This is a genomic window from Sphingobium sp. YR768 (assembly GCF_900111125.1).
Taxonomy (GTDB): domain Bacteria; phylum Pseudomonadota; class Alphaproteobacteria; order Sphingomonadales; family Sphingomonadaceae; genus Sphingobium.
In genome coordinates this window covers 157029-172310 of the sequence record NZ_FOGE01000004.1, presented here as the reverse complement: position 1 = coordinate 172310, position 15282 = coordinate 157029, and the positions used below count along the sequence as shown (strand labels likewise).

The 15282-nt window shown below is 64.7% G+C and carries 12 protein-coding genes; 7 read left to right on the top strand and 5 right to left on the bottom strand.

Annotation, left to right across the window (positions count from 1 at the left end):
- From BMX92_RS07705 to ccoS, 3 genes are read left to right on the top strand one after another with little or no spacing between them, the layout of a single operon-like run.
- The gene (locus tag BMX92_RS07705; RefSeq protein WP_093014433.1) at positions 1 to 453 is read left to right on the top strand and encodes a FixH family protein; all 453 of its coding nucleotides are present in this window, start codon (positions 1 to 3) and stop codon (positions 451 to 453) included.
- The gene (locus BMX92_RS07700; RefSeq protein ID WP_093014430.1) at positions 453 to 2585 is read left to right on the top strand and encodes a heavy metal translocating P-type ATPase; all 2133 of its coding nucleotides are present in this window, start codon (positions 453 to 455) and stop codon (positions 2583 to 2585) included. The genes BMX92_RS07705 and BMX92_RS07700 overlap by 1 nt, the downstream gene beginning before the upstream one ends.
- Positions 2582 to 2725 (top strand): cbb3-type cytochrome oxidase assembly protein CcoS, encoded by a 144-nt coding sequence (gene ccoS, locus BMX92_RS07695; protein WP_093014427.1) that lies wholly within the window; start codon positions 2582 to 2584, stop codon positions 2723 to 2725. Before BMX92_RS07700 ends, ccoS begins: the two co-directional genes overlap by 4 nt.
- A 7-nt stretch (positions 2726 to 2732) precedes the next feature.
- On the opposite strand, the gene BMX92_RS07690 is transcribed toward ccoS, so the two are convergent.
- The 4 genes from BMX92_RS07690 to BMX92_RS07675 all read right to left on the bottom strand — a co-directional run bounded on the left by BMX92_RS07690 (position 2733) and on the right by BMX92_RS07675 (position 5695).
- The gene (locus tag BMX92_RS07690) at positions 2733 to 3389 is read right to left on the bottom strand and encodes a TetR/AcrR family transcriptional regulator (protein ID WP_093014424.1); all 657 of its coding nucleotides are present in this window, start codon (positions 3387 to 3389) and stop codon (positions 2733 to 2735) included.
- Positions 3390 to 3460: 71 nt separating this feature from the next.
- On the bottom strand, positions 3461 to 3778 hold the full coding sequence (locus BMX92_RS07685) for a DUF3325 domain-containing protein (RefSeq protein WP_093014421.1): 318 nt from the start codon (positions 3776 to 3778) through the stop codon (positions 3461 to 3463).
- Positions 3768 to 5390: a PepSY-associated TM helix domain-containing protein gene (locus BMX92_RS07680; RefSeq protein ID WP_093014418.1), complete on the bottom strand. Its 1623-nt coding sequence runs from the start codon at positions 5388 to 5390 to the stop codon at positions 3768 to 3770. The genes BMX92_RS07685 and BMX92_RS07680 overlap by 11 nt, the downstream gene beginning before the upstream one ends.
- Positions 5387 to 5695: an iron transporter gene (locus BMX92_RS07675; protein ID WP_143066738.1), complete on the bottom strand. Its 309-nt coding sequence runs from the start codon at positions 5693 to 5695 to the stop codon at positions 5387 to 5389. Before BMX92_RS07675 ends, BMX92_RS07680 begins: the two co-directional genes overlap by 4 nt.
- Before the next feature lie 97 nt (positions 5696 to 5792).
- On the opposite strand from BMX92_RS07675, the gene BMX92_RS07670 reads away from it, so the two are divergent.
- The 4 genes from BMX92_RS07670 (at position 5793) to BMX92_RS07655 (ending at position 13039) form a co-directional block, all read left to right on the top strand.
- Positions 5793 to 8141 carry a TonB-dependent siderophore receptor gene (locus BMX92_RS07670; protein ID WP_177184960.1) on the top strand — a complete coding sequence of 783 codons (2349 nt, stop codon included), beginning with the start codon at positions 5793 to 5795 and terminating at the stop codon, positions 8139 to 8141.
- A 433-nt stretch (positions 8142 to 8574) separates the two neighbouring features.
- The gene (locus BMX92_RS07665) at positions 8575 to 10017 is read left to right on the top strand and encodes a TolC family protein (protein ID WP_256213309.1); all 1443 of its coding nucleotides are present in this window, start codon (positions 8575 to 8577) and stop codon (positions 10015 to 10017) included.
- Positions 10014 to 11741, top strand: coding sequence for an ATP-binding cassette domain-containing protein (locus BMX92_RS07660; protein WP_093014409.1), 1728 nt, complete (start codon positions 10014 to 10016; stop codon positions 11739 to 11741). Before BMX92_RS07665 ends, BMX92_RS07660 begins: the two co-directional genes overlap by 4 nt.
- Complete coding sequence (locus tag BMX92_RS07655; protein ID WP_093014406.1) at positions 11738 to 13039, top strand: HlyD family type I secretion periplasmic adaptor subunit; 1302 nt, start codon at positions 11738 to 11740, stop codon at positions 13037 to 13039. The genes BMX92_RS07660 and BMX92_RS07655 overlap by 4 nt, the downstream gene beginning before the upstream one ends.
- Before the next feature lie 64 nt (positions 13040 to 13103).
- Here BMX92_RS07655 and BMX92_RS07650 read toward each other — a convergent pair whose 3' ends face one another.
- Positions 13104 to 15233: a calcium-binding protein gene (locus tag BMX92_RS07650; RefSeq protein ID WP_093014403.1), complete on the bottom strand. Its 2130-nt coding sequence runs from the start codon at positions 15231 to 15233 to the stop codon at positions 13104 to 13106.
- Positions 15234 to 15282 lie beyond the last annotated feature (49 nt).

Here is a 15282-nt window from a genome sequence, read left to right as displayed (position 1 = left end):
ATGATCCGACGCTTCACCGGCTGGCACATGACCGGCATATTGATCGCCTTCTTTGCCGTGGTGATCGCCGTCAATCTGCTGATGGCGACCGTCGCGATCCGCTCCTTCGGCGGCACGGTGGTCGACAACAGCTATGTCGAAAGCCAGAAGTTCAACCATTATCTGGCACAGGCACGGGCGCAGGACCGCCTCGGCTGGAAGGATGATGTGGCGCTGGACGCCGCACGCCATGTCACGCTGACGCTGACCGACAGCGCGGGCGCACCAATCCGCGAGGCCCGCATTACGGCCATCGCGCAGCATCCGCTGGACCGTGCGCCCGACATCGCCATCAGCTTCCACGAAACCGCGCCAGGCCATTATGTCGGCGACCGCGCCTTGCCCGCCGGTCGATGGCAATTGCGCGCCGATATCAACCATGGTGCGCAGCATTTGTTGCGGGAGGTCTTCTGATGGCGACCCAGCCTGTTTTTGCCGAGGCCCCTGCCCCGGACAGCATCGAAAGCCTGTTTGCGGTGCCCACGCTGCATTGCGCGGGTTGCATCGCCAAGATCGAAAATGGGCTGAGCAAAGTGCCGGGGGTCGAGGGCGCCCGGGTCAACATGACCGCAAAGCGCGTCGCCATCCGCCATGATCCCGCGCTAAGCCCGCCAGAACTGAAGGCCGCGATCGCCGCCATCGGCTTCGATGCCGAACCGCTGGCCGATCCCGGCGTGGATGTCGCCGCCGCCGAAAATCGCGGGCTCATCCGGGCGCTGGCGGTGGCGGGCTTTGCGGCGATGAACATCATGCTGCTGTCGGTGTCCATCTGGTCCGGGGCGGACGGGGCGACGCGGCAGATGTTCCACTGGCTTTCCGCCCTCATCGCCCTGCCCACGATCGCCTATGCGGGGCAACCCTTCTTCCGCTCCGCCTTTGCCGCGCTGCGACAGGGGCGCACCAATATGGACGTGCCGATCAGCATCGGCGTGCTGCTGACGACCGGCATGAGCCTGTATGAAACGCTGACCGGCGGCCATCATGCCTGGTTCGACGGCGCGGTGATGCTGCTTTTCTTCCTGCTGGCGGGCCGGTGCCTGGACAGCCTGATGCGCGGACGGGCGCGGGCGGGCGTCGCCGCTTTGCTGAAGCAGACCGCACCCGGCGCCATGGTGCTGGATGCGCAGGGCGCCAGCCACTGGGTGCGCGCCGATGCGTTGCGGCCGGGGATGCGCATGCTGGCCGCCGCCGGGGAACGGCTGGCCGCGGACGGGCGCGTGGTCGACGGGAGCAGCGGTCTGGACATCGCCTTCCTGACCGGGGAGAGCGCGCCCGTCCCTGTCGGGCCGGGTGACGAGGTGCAGGCCGGCGCGCTCAATATCGACGGGCCGATCATCGTGGCGGTGACGGCCGCCGGCGCCGATACGGTCATCGCCGACATTGCCCGGCTGATGGAGGAAGCGGCGCAGGGCAAGTCGCGCTATGTGCGGATCGCCGACCGCGCGGCGCGGCTCTATGCGCCCTGCGTCCATCTGCTGGCCGCCCTCTCCTTTGCCGGATGGATGATTGCGGGGGCGGGCATGCATCAGGCGCTGCTGATCGCGGTTGCCGTGCTGCTGATCACCTGCCCCTGCGCGCTGGGACTGGCGGTGCCGGCGGCGCAGATCGTGGCGTGCGGCGCGCTGATGAAGCGCGGCGTGCTGGTGAAGGACGGGTCGGCGCTGGAACGGCTGGCCGAAGTGGACGAAGCCGTGTTCGACAAGACCGGTACGCTGACGCTGGGCCGCCCCACCCCGCATGGCCTTGACCGGCTGGAGGCGCAGGACAAGGCCATAGTGCTGGCGCTGGCCCGTGGCAGCCGCCATCCGTTGAGCGTCGCGCTACGGCAGGCGGTGGAGGCGGAGGGGGTGATGCCCGCTGCACTGGAGGATATTCGCGAACAGCCGGGCGAGGGCATGAGCGGTCGCTTCGGCGACGAAGCCGTTTCGCTGGGCCGCCCCCGCAGCCTGATCAGCCTGTTCGATCTGGCCAGCGAATATCGGCGCGGCGAGCAGGCGACGCTGCTGCGCTTCGCCGATGCGCCGCGCCCGGACGCGGTCGTAACGCTGGCCGACCTCAATGCGATGGGTGTGACGACCCTGATCGCCAGCGGCGACCGGCCCGAAGCGCTGGAGGCGATATCCCGCGCCACCGGCACGACCGCGATCGGCCATCTGCGCCCGCAGGACAAGCTGGCGCTGATCGGCCGACTGAAGGCGGCCGGGCATCGGGTGCTGATGGTGGGCGATGGCCTGAACGATGGCCCCGCCCTCGCCGCCGGCCATGCCAGCATGGCTCCGGCCTCCGCCAGCGACGCCAGCCAGCTGGCCGCCGACGCCGTGTTCCTGGGCGACCGGCTGGCCCCGGTGCCGATGGCGGTGCGGGCGGCCCGGCGCACCGTGCGGGTGGTGAAGCAGAATTTCGCGCTGGCGATCGGCTATAATATCTTCGCCGTGCCACTGGCGATCCTGGGCCATGTCACGCCGCTGGTCGCCGCCCTTGCCATGTCGAGCAGTTCGTTGATCGTCGTCGCCAATGCGCTGCGGCTGAAAGGGGCGGCACGATGACCGGCGTCGCCATCCTGATCCCGATTGCGCTATGCCTCGGCCTGCTGGGGCTTGGCGCCTTTTTCTGGGCGCTGCGCGACGGCCAGTTCGAAGATGCGGATGGCGCCGCCGTGCGCATCCTGATCGACGAGGAGGATTGAGGGGAATTTATTCGGTGGAGAGCAGGAAGGCGGCGCACATCTTGCCCAGATCCTGCTTCAATTCGTCCCAGCCGCCTTCCCACGCGGCGCCAGTCGCCGATCCGAAGCCCAGATAGCGGGCGATCGCGGCATAGAGGATACGGAAAGTCGAATGCACCGCCCGTTCCGGGTCCGGCTGCAGGATTTCGTCACGATGGGCCAACATCACATTGTGGACCAGATCGGACAGTTCGCCATAGCTTTTCTTGCCTGCGGCCGAGACGATGGGATCGGTGGTGGCGCGCAGCATCATCGGCCGCATCAGTTCGGCATGGTGGCGCAGCGTGTCGGCAATCCCTTCGACCAGCAAAGTCACCAACTGGCGGAGATTCTTGGCTTCCGCTTCCGCCCGCGCGATCACGGCGCGCTGATCGACCTCCACGGCCTCCAGCACGCGGGCCTGAACGGCGCGGATCAGATCATCCTTGCTGTCGAACCGGCAATAGATGGAGCCGATCGAAACCTTGCCGCGCTTGCCGACTTCCTGAAGCGTGAAATCGTCATTGCCCCGTTCGCGCAGCAATGCCTCTGCCGCCGCGATCATCCGTTCGAACGACGCCTGGCTGCGCTGCTGGCGCGGAGCGCGGGGCGGCGTGGTGCGCAGGGAGGGAGCAGAACCGGTCACAAACCCTCCGTTCCAGTGGGAAGCGCCGCTGTCAAGGGCAGGTGCGCCCGATCAGCGATGTGCTTCCTGTGTCAGACTAGCGTCAACAACAGGCCGATCGCCGCCACCGGCACCGCCAGACCATAAGCGAGGCGTGGTCGCCAGGACATCAGCAGCACCAGGGCCGCGCCACTGACGCACAATTGGCCGATCCAGGCGACCACGCCCTGCCCCGCGCCAAAGCGCAGCACAGCCACGATCGCCGCCAGCCCCAGCAGCAGCCAGCCGGACCAGCGTGCCACCGAAGGCGAGGGCAGCATCGGCAAGGGCGGCGACGGCCGGTATTTCTTGACCGCCAGCGCGAGACTGGCGAGCGCGGCATAGCCGATCAGGCCGGTTTCAAGCGACATCGACAGTCTCCCGCATCACGGAGGCCAAGGGGGGCGACGGCGGGGTCATCATCCGTCGCTTGCGCACCGGCGCTGCCTTGACCCGCGTGGCGCGCCAGGCACCGAAGGCCAGCAATGCGCCGATCGCGATCATGGCCGCGTCGAAGGACAGGAACAGCGTGTCACCGCTACGCAGGCTGGCGAACAGGCCGCGATCGGTGGTCGCGCTATTGACCAGCGGCAGCGACAGGAAAGCGGCGGCCGACAGCGTCAGCGCCTCCGGCCAGGCGCGGCGAACCGGGCGCAGCAGCATCAAGGCCGCCAGCCCGAACCAGGTCCAGTACATCGCCTTCACCTCCAGCGCTTCCCGCCCCGGCAGGGCGGCCGGGATCAACCGGTTGGCCAGCAGGAAGGCCGCCATGCCGGCCGGGAGACAGGCGATGGCGCTGATGTTCAGCCGCTCCACCAGACGGAAGCCGAAGAAGGGCTTCGCCCCCGGCTTGCGCCGCTTGGCGGTCCAGAGCAGTAGGCCGGTCCCGACCATCGCCGCGCCCGTCAGGCCAAGCAGGAAATAGGTCCAGCGCAGCACGGGCCCGGCAAAATTGCCCAGATGAAGCCCCAGCATCACCCCGGCCGTCGCGATCGCCGCGCCCGGCGCGGGCGAGGCCGACAGCTTCCGGCCGGTGACGCCCGAATAGGTGATGGAGGCGCCGCGGGCATTGAGCTGATCGGCGCTGCTGCGCAGGATCGTCACCGTCGCGGCACCATCATTGGGATTGCGGATGACGATCGTGCGGGGACGGCCGCCCTGCCATTCGCGCGCGGCAGCATCGACCATCGGCCCGATCGGCGCGAGCGGTACGGCACGACCCGACGCCGGATCATCGGCATCGCGGCCATAGGCTTCGGCAAAAAAGCCGGCGGGCTTGGCGTAATTGGCGACGGCGGGCCAGGGCATGTACATCACGACCAGCGTGATCAGCCCGGTATAGGTGATCATCGCGTGGAAGGGCAGCGCCAGCACCGCCGAGACATTATGCGCGTCGAGCCAGCTACGCTGCCCCTTGTTCCAGCGCAGCATGAAGAAGTCGGCGAAGAAACGCTTGTGCGTCACCACGCCGGATATGATCGCCGCCAGCATGAAGATGGCGCACAGCCCCGCCAGCCAGCGCCCCCAAGGATGGGGCAATTGAAGCTGGAAATGGAAGCGGTAGAAATGCTCGCCCCCGCGCGTCTCCCGCGCGGTTACGGGTTCGCCGCTGATCGGGTCGAGCCGGATTTCCGGCCGACGCGGCGCGGGTGGCGCCTTGGGATCGGGATTGGGGCGGGCGAGCGCGAAGATGCGGGTTTCCACCGTGCGATCGTCGGGCAGGTAGATATACCATTGTTCATCGTCGGGCGACGTCGCCTGCATATGCGCGACCGCGCTTTCCGCCGCCTGCCGGGGCGTCACCGGCGCCAGTCGCAGTTCGGGCTGCATCCAGCGAGTGATTTCCGGCCGGAAATAGCTGGCCGTGCCGGTCAGGAACATGGCGAATAATATCCAGCCGGCCAGCAGCCCCAGCCAGGTGTGAATCCACGCCATCGACTGGCGCAGGCCCCGCGCGCCGTCCATCTCCTCCACCTTGCTCATGGCCGTGGTCCCATCAGCCAGAGCAGCGCGACCGAAAGCAGCGCGCTGCCCCAGATAACTGCCGCGACACGCAGCAGTCGCGATTCATGGAAGGCCCACAGCGCCAGCAGCGCATAGATCAGGAAGGACAGGATCATGCCCCAGGCCGTCGCCTCCACCCGCGCGATCGGCAGCGACCGCGCCAGCAGCGAAGCCAGTCCGGATGCAGCGGCATAGCCGCCCACCAACGCCGTCAGGCAGCGCGCGGCCATGGCAATAGCACGCCCCGGCGCGCGTCGGGGCGGTGTCAAACGATCAGTCTTCATGCGCTCCTCTGCACGGCGATTGCCTTGCCTCTAACGGATGCGCCGTCTAGTAGCAATTGCGAATCGTTATTATTATCATTCGCAACAGGGGGAATTTATGATTATCTTTTCGGCCAGGTCCGCGCGTCTGCATCGTCGGCGCGCAACGCGTGCATCTGTCTATTTTGGTGTCGCACTATGCGCGCTTCTGCCCGCTCTGGCTCAGGCAGAAGATGCCGCCGACGCCAATAGCGACACGATCATCGTCACCGGCCTGAAGGATAATCAGACCGGATCGGGCACCAAGACCGACACCCCGCTGATGGCGACGGCGCAGAGCATCACCATCATCGACAATGACGAACTGATCCGGCGCAACGCGCTGTCGATCAATCAGGCGCTGGGCTATGTCGCGGGCGTTTCCCCCAACCAGCGCGGCGGGATGGTCACCCGCTATGACCAACTCATCCTGCGCGGCTTTTCGCCCGGCGTCTTTCTGGACGGAATGCGGCTGATCGCCGGCCCCTATTCCACGCCGCAGATCGACTTCAACCGCATCGACCATATCGACGTGGTGAAGGGGCCGGCATCGGTCCTCTATGGCAATTCCACGCCGGGCGGCCTCGTCAACCTGACCAGCAAGATGCCCGAAGCGAACGGGTTCGGGCGGTTCGAGGCGCAGGTCGGCAATTATGACAGCCTGCGCTTCGTCGGCGACGTCAATCAGCCGCTCGACAGCGAAGGCCGACTGCTCGCCCGCGTCGTGGGCGGATGGCAGAAGTCGGACGGCCTGACCGACGGCACTTTTTCCGAACGCTATCATGTCAGCCCGATGCTGACCTTTGCCCCGGCCCCCGACACCAGCTTCACGTTGGTCGCCGCCTATCAGCATGCGCCGAGCGGCGGCGGCTATTCGGGCGTGCCGGCCTATGGCACGGTTTTGTCCAACGGCGGGCTGGGCATGTTGCCGCGCGACATCAACACCGGCGATCCCGGCTATGAGCGCTATAATCACAAAGCGAAGTCGATCGCCGCCTTCTTCCGCCATGATTTTAACGAGCATCTGACGGTCCGGTCCAATTTCCGGTTCCAGAACAACAAGCTGTCCTACCGCCAGCTTTATGTGTCCGGTTTCCTGACGACCGGCACGGGAACCTCCACCAACAGCGACTATTCCCGCATCTTCCGCGGTGGCGGCGGCGCGGACGAGGATTTCGATACGCTGACGCTAGACAACAGCCTGAACGCCAAGTTCGCGACCGGCCCGATCCAGCATAATATCCTGGTCGGGGTCGATTATCAGCGCATTACCGGCGAAAATGTGCAGCAGTTCAACAGCCGCGTGACCCAGGGCATTCCCAATCTCAGCCTGTTCGCGCCGACCTATGGCACGGGTCTGCCGACCTTCGACCTGAAGGACCTGTCCGGCCTTGCCAGCGCGGCGCGCGCCTATACCAACAGCTATGGCAAGCGCGACCAGACCGGCGTCTATTTTCAGGATCAGATGTCGATCGGCCGGCTGCAACTGATCGCCAGCGGCCGACAGGACTGGTACGACCAAAGTTCGCTGAACCTCAACCCGACCACCGCCGCCGCCCGCGCCGCGCCGGTCACGCGCTTCGACCAGTCGGCCTTCACCATGCGGCTGGGCGCTCTGTATGAATCCGCCTTCGGCCTGTCGCCCTATGTCAGCTATGCCGAATCCTTCGAACCGCAATCGGGCACCGTCTTCGTGTCACCGACCGAAAATCGCTCGGCAACACCCGTAACCGGCCGCCAATATGAGGCCGGGCTGAAATATCAGCCGACCGGGACCAATGCGATCTTCACCCTGTCCGCCTATGATCTGCGGCGACAGAATGTGCTGGTCAGCCATCCGGAGGCCGGCACTGGATCAATCCCCTCCACCGCCCAGATCCAGATCGGCGAAGTGCGGGTACGCGGCGTGGAACTGGAAGGGCGCGGCGAGATCGCGCCGGGCTTCGATATCATTGCGGCGGCCAGCTATACCGACGCGATCATCACCCAGGGCGCGCCGGCCGTCGGGGCGACCGCGACCAACAGCGGAACGCCCACGACCACCGGCACGCGCCAGCTCGGCACGCCGGAATGGGCGGCATCGACCTTCCTCTCCTATGATTTCGGCAAGGCGGCCAAGGCGAGCGGTCCGCTGGCGGGCCTTAGTCTGGGTGCAGGGGTGCGCTATGTCGGCGGATCGGACGGCACCACCACCTATGCGATCATCAACAATGTCACCACCTTCCGGCGATTCCATACCGACGGCTTCATTCTGGTGGATGCGCTGATCGGCTATGATCTGGCCAAGGTCGGGCTGGATCGGTGGAGCCTGGCGGTCAACGCCAGCAACCTGTTCGACAAGACGCATATTTCGGCCTGCCCGTTCAACAATAGCTGCTATTATGGCGCGCCGCGCACCGTGGTCGGATCGCTGCGATTCGCCTGGTAAAGATATCGGGAGACGCCGGGGCATCGGCTCCGGCGTTTCACAGAGACCGTTTGAAAAATGCGCGAAAGAGCGCATTTTTGTAGCCGCACCGGCCCTCACCCCCACCCGACCGCCCAACAGGGTACCATATGTGGGCGGTCGGGTGGGGGTGAGGGCCGGTGCGGATGCGCCAAAGGCGCATTCCCAAACAGACTCGCAGCCCCTGAAAGCCATTTCTTTACGCTGAAATATAACATGTCCGGAACGTCTTTCCTGCCCACGTAATGGGCAAGAAGATGACCATCGCCGTCACGATCGCGACTTTGTGACAACTCGTCGCGAACCAAGTTGCCTGCTTATGGTTATTCGGGCATATCGCCCGCACATCGTCTCCGCAGGCCTTTGCAATGGCTCTGCGGATGATGCTTGGGGGATATAGGCGTTGGGGTACGCTGTGCTGGGGGATAGAGGCAAGGAAGCCGGCTGGCGCGTTCGCGCCATGAAGCGGGGCGTTGCGTGGGCGGCGCTGCTCGCCGGTGTCGTCGCGCCTGCATGCGCGCAGCCCTCTTCGGTGCTGGCGCCGCCCAATATGACGCCCTTTTCCGCGCCAACGACTGATGATCCTTTGCTGCGAAGCGCGGAAGCGGCCAGCGATCCGGCCCTGTTCCATGGCGAAGTCCAGGCCGCCGTCGAGACCAATGCCGTCATCGACGAAGCACAGGCTGGCGAACGCGAGGCGGAGGCTGCGCGGGTGCAGGCCAAGTCGGCGCTGTTCCCGTCGATCGACCTGACGGTGGATGCGAATCGATCGCTGGCGCGCAATTTTTCCAACGATATCGGCAATATCATCGAACGGTCGCGGCCCGAGGGCCGCACCGACGCCAGCGCTTCGGTGCGCCAGCGCCTGCTCGATTTCGGATCGGCATCGAGCCGAATCAGCGCCAGCAACGCGCGGGTGGAAGCCGCGCGCCTGACGACCCGTAGCCAGGGGGAGGATGTGGCGCTGCGCACCATCGCCGCCTGGTACGCCATCTTCGCCCAGCGCCTGATGGAGCAGGCCGCGATCGACTATGGCAAGCGGCAGGAACAGGTGCGCGCGCAACTCCAGCGCCGCATCCAGCAGGGCTATTCAGCGCGCGGCGACCTGCCCCGCGTGGACAGTTCGATCGCCACCACCCAGTTGCGGCTGGCGCGCTTCCGGCGCGATCTCAATACCGCGGAAGCGCAATATCGTGCGCTGACCGGGCATGATGCGCCCGCGCAACTGGCCCGGGCGCCGTTGCCCCGCGACCTGCCCACCGAGGCCGCCGGACTGGAAGCGCTGCTGCTGCAATCGCCCACGGTGCGCAAGGCGGAGGCGGAAGCCCGCGCCGCACGGCAGGATTCCCGCGCTGCCCGCGCCGAGCGCCTGCCCACCATCGCCGCTGGGGTCGATGCGGGCCGTTATGGCGTGTTCGAAAATTCGGGCGATTATGACATTCGCGGCCGCATCATCGTGCGCGCGCAGCTAGGCGCGGGGTTCAACGCGAAGGCCGATCAGGCGACCGCGCGCGCCGACGCCGCCGAAGCCTATGCCACCCGCGTCAGGCAGGATGCGCTGCGTGACGCCCAGACGGCCTTGTCCGACCTCAAGGCACTGGATGCCCAGTTGGTGGCGGCCGAAAATGCCTATCGCGCCAGCCGCGACACGCGCGACGTGATCGCCGCCCGCTTCGCATCGTCACAGGGCGACCTGCTGGACCTGCAAAGCGCCGAGGATAATTATTTCTACAGCGCGGCCAATTATGTGCAGTCCCTGTCGGACAGCGACGCAGCGCGCTTCATCCTGCTGGCCAAGACCGGCCAGTTGCTGCCCCATCTTTCCATCGACCTTTCGGACAGGACCGCCCGGCCATGAACGACCAGCCCTTGATCGCGGCGGCCAGGGAACGCTTTGCGCCCTGGCTGATCGAGCCGATGCTGCGCAACCGCGCAACCTATGTGAAGGTCGCCATCGCGGCGCTGATGATCAACCTGTTCGCGCTCGTCTCCTCCCTGTTCACCATGACCGTCTATGACCGGGTGATCCCGAACGATGCCTCCTCCTCGCTGGTGGGGCTGACGATCGGGCTGGTGATCGTGCTGCTGTTCGATTTCGTGTTGCGGCTGCTGCGCGTCTATTTCGTCGACGTGGCGGGCGCCAATATCGACCATGACGTGGGTGATACGCTGTTTGCCAAGCTGCTGGCGCTGCGGCTGGACAAGCGCAAGGGATCGACCGGCACGCTGACCGGCCTGATGCGCGAACTGGAGACGCTGCGCGACTTCTTCGCCTCCGCCACCCTGTCCGCCATCATCGACGTGCCCTTCATCCTCATCACCCTGTCGGTGATCGCGGCGCTGGGCGGTATATTGGTGTTGCCGCCGCTGCTGATGATCCCGGTGGTGATCCTGGCTGGCGTCTTCACCAATCCGGCGCTCGACCGGCTGTCGGCGAAGAGCCTGGGCGACGGTCTGGTCAAGCAATCGGTGCTGATCGAAACGATCGGCAGCCTGGAGACGGTCAAGGCGATCGGCGCCGGCCCGATGCAGCGCGAACGCTGGCGCAAGGCGCTGATCAAACATTCGCACAGTTCGCTGGGCCAGCGGCTGACCGCATCGGTCGCCATCACCGTCGCCAACAGCGCCAACACCATAGCCTATTGCGGGATCATCATCCTGGGCGTCGGCCTGCTGCGTGATCATGTGATCACCACCGGCGCGCTGCTGGCCTGCTCCATCCTGTGCGGCCGGGCGATCGCTCCGCTGGCGCAGATCGCGACCTTGCTGTCACGCCTGTCGGCCACGCGCATCGCCTATCGCCAGATCAACGCGCTGATGGAGACGCCCGACGAAGGGCCGGCTGGCGAAGGCCTGATGCCCACCAAGATCGACGGCAAGATCGAGTTGCGCAATGTCATGTTCCGCTATCCCGGCGCGCCGGAAAATGCGCTGAACGGCATCAACCTGACGATCGCTGCCGGGGAGCGGGTCGGCTTTCTGGGCCGGGTGGGATCGGGCAAGTCGACCATCGCCCGGCTGGTATTGGGCCTGTACGAACCGCAGGAAGGCGTCGTCCTGATCGACGGTGCCGATGTGCGGCAATATAATACACGGCAGGTGCGCAGCTTCATCGGCGTGGCCATGCAGGACAATGTGCTGATGGCCGGATCGGTGCGCGACAATATCTGCCTTGATCGCGAGGCGGGCGACCATGACGAGATGCTGCGCGCCGCTGAAATCAGCGGCACCCATCGCTTCATGGGACAGATCGTCAATGGTTATGACCTGCGCTTGACCGATCGGGGCGAAGGCCTGTCGGGCGGGCAGCGCCAGTCGATCGCCATTGCTCGGGCGCTGGTGGGCAATCCGCCGATCCTGTTGTTCGACGAACCCAGCAGCGCCATGGACGCGCAGACGGAGGCGGAGTTGATCCGCCGGTTGCAGCCGGAAGTCGGTGGCCGCACGGTGCTGTTGATCACGCACCGCACGTCGCTGTTGCGGCTGGTCGATCGCGTGATCGTGCTGGACCAGGGCAAGATCGTCGCCGACGGCCCGCGCGACGCGATACTTCAGCGCCTTTCGGGAGGGAAAGCGGCATGACCCGCGGCGTCGAAACCACGGCGGACGGCCATATCAAGCCGACCGTCCCGGCCAATATCTTCCTGTGGGGCATATTGGCCTTCATGGTCATCTTCGTGCTTTGGGCCGCGTTGACCAACATCGACCGCACCGTCCGCGCGATCGGCAAGGTCATTCCCAGCTCGCAATTGCAGGTCATTTCCAATCTGGAAGGCGGCGTGGTCGAGGCTATTCTGGTTCGCACCGGACAGGATGTGAAGCAGGGCACGCCGCTGGTGCGCCTGAACCCCACGCAGAGCGGCGCGGAACTGGCGAGCAGCCGGACGACAAGCGACGCGCTGTCGCTGAAGATCGCGCGGCTGGAGGCGGAGATTACCGGCCGGGCACCGCGCTTCCCCGAAGCGCGCGATCCGGTGATGGCAAGCCAGATCGAAGTCGAGCGCAGCCTCTACAATGCCCGCATGGCCGAACTGAACAGCCTGAACGGCATCGGCTCCGCGCGCATCGCGCAGGCGCAGCGGATGATCGCGGAGAACCGCGCGACGCAGGATTCGCGCGATGCCTCGCGCGAGACGGCGAAGGCGGACCTCAACCTCATCCGGCCGCTGGTGCAGGAAGGGATCGAGCCGCGTCGGGCGCTGTTGCAGGCGCAAAATGCCGTCAGCGTATCGACCAGCGAGGCGGCGGGCGCGGCGGCCTCCGTGGCACGCGCGCAGTCCAGCCTGGCCGAAGCGCAATCGACCGCGATGCAGCAGAAGCGCGACTGGATTGCCCGCGCGGCCGACGAACTGGCGATCGCGCGGGGCGAAATCGCCACGCGGCAGGCGGCCCTGCCCGCCTATGAGGACAAGTTCAGCCGCACCATCGTTCGCGCACCGCTCGACGGCCGGGTCAACCGGGTGTTCGTGACCACTATCGGCGGCAGTGTGCGGCCGGGCGATCCGCTGCTGGAAATGGTGCCGGGCCGCGACAGCCTGCTGATCGAAGCGGCCGTGATGGCCAAGGATATTGCGTCGGTGAAGCTGGGGCAGAGGGCGAAGGTCAATATCAGCGCCTATGACAGCGCGGTCTATGGATCGATGCCGGGCGAAGTCGTCGCGATCTCGCCGGACGCGGTGGTCAATGAACGGACCGGCGACAGCCATTATCTGGTCCGCATCCGCACCAGCAGCGACGCCATCACAGACGCCAGCGGCCGTCGCCTGCGCATCGGCCCCGGCATGGGCGCGGACGTCAACCTGCTGGGCGACAAGCGGTCCATCCTGAGCTACCTGCTGACCCCGCTGACCCGCCTGAAGGAAACGGCGTTCCGCGAGTGAACAAGGAGCGCGGTGATTTCAGTCATCGCGCTCTTTCGTCTGCCTGTTATCGCCGGTAACGCAATCAGATTACGACGAATTCCGCCGCCGTGAGAGCCAGCCCCGGTGTGAGGGTGGCGAATTGCGATGCCTCCTTCACACCATTGCCATCGGCATCATAATAGAGCGCGCCGGTTGCGCTATCGTACAAAATGCGGTCGCCGGCATCCAACGCCATCGATCCCATCCGAAAAGCCCCGACGGGCAGAGCACCCAAGGGTATCTTGGTAAAAATCGCCTTTTCAAGGATGATGCTGTCGTCGGCCGCAACATAGTCGGTGATGATATCGCCGCTGTCGGTCAGCGGACTGCCGAACTGGAATATATCGGCGCCATCGCCTCCGGTCAGCCGGTCGACCCCGGCTCCGCCGATCAGTATGTCATTCCCGCCCATGCCGTTGAGGCTGTTGTTGCGGTGATTGCCGATGATGGCCTGCGCATAGCCGTTGCCCGTCAGATTATGATTACCCTTGCTGTGCAATTCCATCCGTTCGACAGACACATCATTGGCCAGCGTGTAGCTGACATAAGCGCGGACAGTGTCGAAAGACGCCGCTGATGCGTCTTCGACAATCACGTCGCTCCTTGAATCGATCTCGTAAATATCATCGCCAGGCCCGCCATCCATCGTTTCGATAGCGCCGTCCAGACTGCCGAGCTGGTCATTGCCGTTCCCGCCGAACAGTTGGTCATGTCCCTCGCCGCCATCGAGAATGTCGTCGCCATCACCACCTTCCAGCACATCATCGCCGCCATAGCCAAAAAGCGTGTCGTTACCCGATTCCCCCAGAATAACGTCATTGCCATCATTACCCGTGACATAGTCGTCACCGCCCCCGGCCTCGATATGGTCGTCGCCATCGCCGCCGAAGATGACGCCATCACCATCATTATGGATGATGCGGTTGGACAGGCCGTTGCCATAAAGCCAGCCCGCACCTTCGGCCGGGCCATAGAGGATCAGATTTTCGACATTGTCGAACAGATGATAATCGACCCAGCTGGATTTGGCATAGGCATAGATGGTGTCGATGCCTTCGTCGGGAGCTTCATAGACCCTGTCCCACAGATCATATTCGCTTTCGAACGGCACGCCTTCGGTCAGATAATAGACGTCGTCGCCCTTCCCGCCCCAGAACAAGTCATAGCCCGCGCCGCCATCGAGAATATCGTCGCCATCGCCACCTTCAAGTTCATCGTCGCCAGCCTCACCATGAATGACGTCGTTGCCGTCATCCCCGACTATCCTATCCGCGCCTGCTCCTCCGAAAATATGATCGTCGCCTCCCTCCCCGGTCAGGTAATTGTCCCCATCATTGCCAGTCAGACGGTTATCCTGATCGTTGCCGATGCCCCATCGCGCGCGTCCTTCCAGGATCAGATTTTCGACATTCGTGCCTTCGAGCGAATAGGAAATACTGGCGAAAATACGGTCGTTATAGCCTTCCCCGGGCCGTTCGATGACCTGATCGCCATAATCATCGACATAATAGGTGTCGTTGCCGTTATTGCCCTCCATCCGGTCCGCGCCCTGCTGGCCATTGAACCGGTCATGCCCGTCGCCACCGATCAGATGATCGTCACCGGCCCCGCCATGCAGCCTGTCATTGCCAGCGCCGCCTTCGATGCGGTCATTGCCGTCCATGCCCTGAAGCAGATTGTCGCTATCATTCCCCAACAGCAGGTTGTTCAGACCATTGCCCTGCCCCGTAACGGCGCTGCCAACGAGGATGAGATTTTCCACCTGCATATTGGCGAGGGAATAGGAAATCCGGGCGACAACCAGATCATCGCCCTGCCCCGCCGCCTCGACCACCACGTCGCCATAGTCGTCGACGCGATATATGTCGTTGCCCGCGCCGCCTTCCATCCGGTCGGCATGCTCATTGCCATCCAGATAATCGTCGCCTGCGCCACCCAGCAGCACATCCTGTCCCAGACCGCCTTGCAGATTATCATTGCCGCCGCGCCCATCGATCAAATCGTTGCCGGTACCGCCATAAAGGAGATCATCGGCTTCGGTGCCGACAATCTGTGCATCGACGGGGATCGCAAGGGCGCGGATGACATCCTGAACAAGTGTCGATGCGATGTCAGCCGTCAGCGCTGAAGTGGAGGCAGCAATATCCTTGAGAACGGGCAAGCGGACAGTCATATGAAACCTCCATCGGGGTAATTTGGCCGTTCGGGTAAATATCAATCAA

What these genes read in the sequence shown, in the direction of transcription:
- BMX92_RS07705 (WP_093014433.1), top strand. Translation starts at nt 1, where the DNA reads ATGATCCGACGCTTCACCGGCTGGCACATGACCGGCATATTGATCGCC.
- BMX92_RS07700 (WP_093014430.1), top strand. Translation starts at nt 453, where the DNA reads ATGGCGACCCAGCCTGTTTTTGCCGAGGCCCCTGCCCCGGACAGCATC.
- ccoS (WP_093014427.1), top strand. Translation starts at nt 2,582, where the DNA reads ATGACCGGCGTCGCCATCCTGATCCCGATTGCGCTATGCCTCGGCCTG.
- BMX92_RS07685 (WP_093014421.1), bottom strand. Translation starts at nt 3,778, where the DNA reads ATGTCGCTTGAAACCGGCCTGATCGGCTATGCCGCGCTCGCCAGTCTC.
- BMX92_RS07680 (WP_093014418.1), bottom strand. Translation starts at nt 5,390, where the DNA reads ATGAGCAAGGTGGAGGAGATGGACGGCGCGCGGGGCCTGCGCCAGTCG.
- BMX92_RS07675 (WP_143066738.1), bottom strand. Translation starts at nt 5,695, where the DNA reads ATGAAGACTGATCGTTTGACACCGCCCCGACGCGCGCCGGGGCGTGCT.
- BMX92_RS07670 (WP_177184960.1), top strand. Translation starts at nt 5,793, where the DNA reads ATGATTATCTTTTCGGCCAGGTCCGCGCGTCTGCATCGTCGGCGCGCA.
- BMX92_RS07660 (WP_093014409.1), top strand. Translation starts at nt 10,014, where the DNA reads ATGAACGACCAGCCCTTGATCGCGGCGGCCAGGGAACGCTTTGCGCCC.
- BMX92_RS07655 (WP_093014406.1), top strand. Translation starts at nt 11,738, where the DNA reads ATGACCCGCGGCGTCGAAACCACGGCGGACGGCCATATCAAGCCGACC.
- BMX92_RS07650 (WP_093014403.1), bottom strand. Translation starts at nt 15,233, where the DNA reads ATGACTGTCCGCTTGCCCGTTCTCAAGGATATTGCTGCCTCCACTTCA.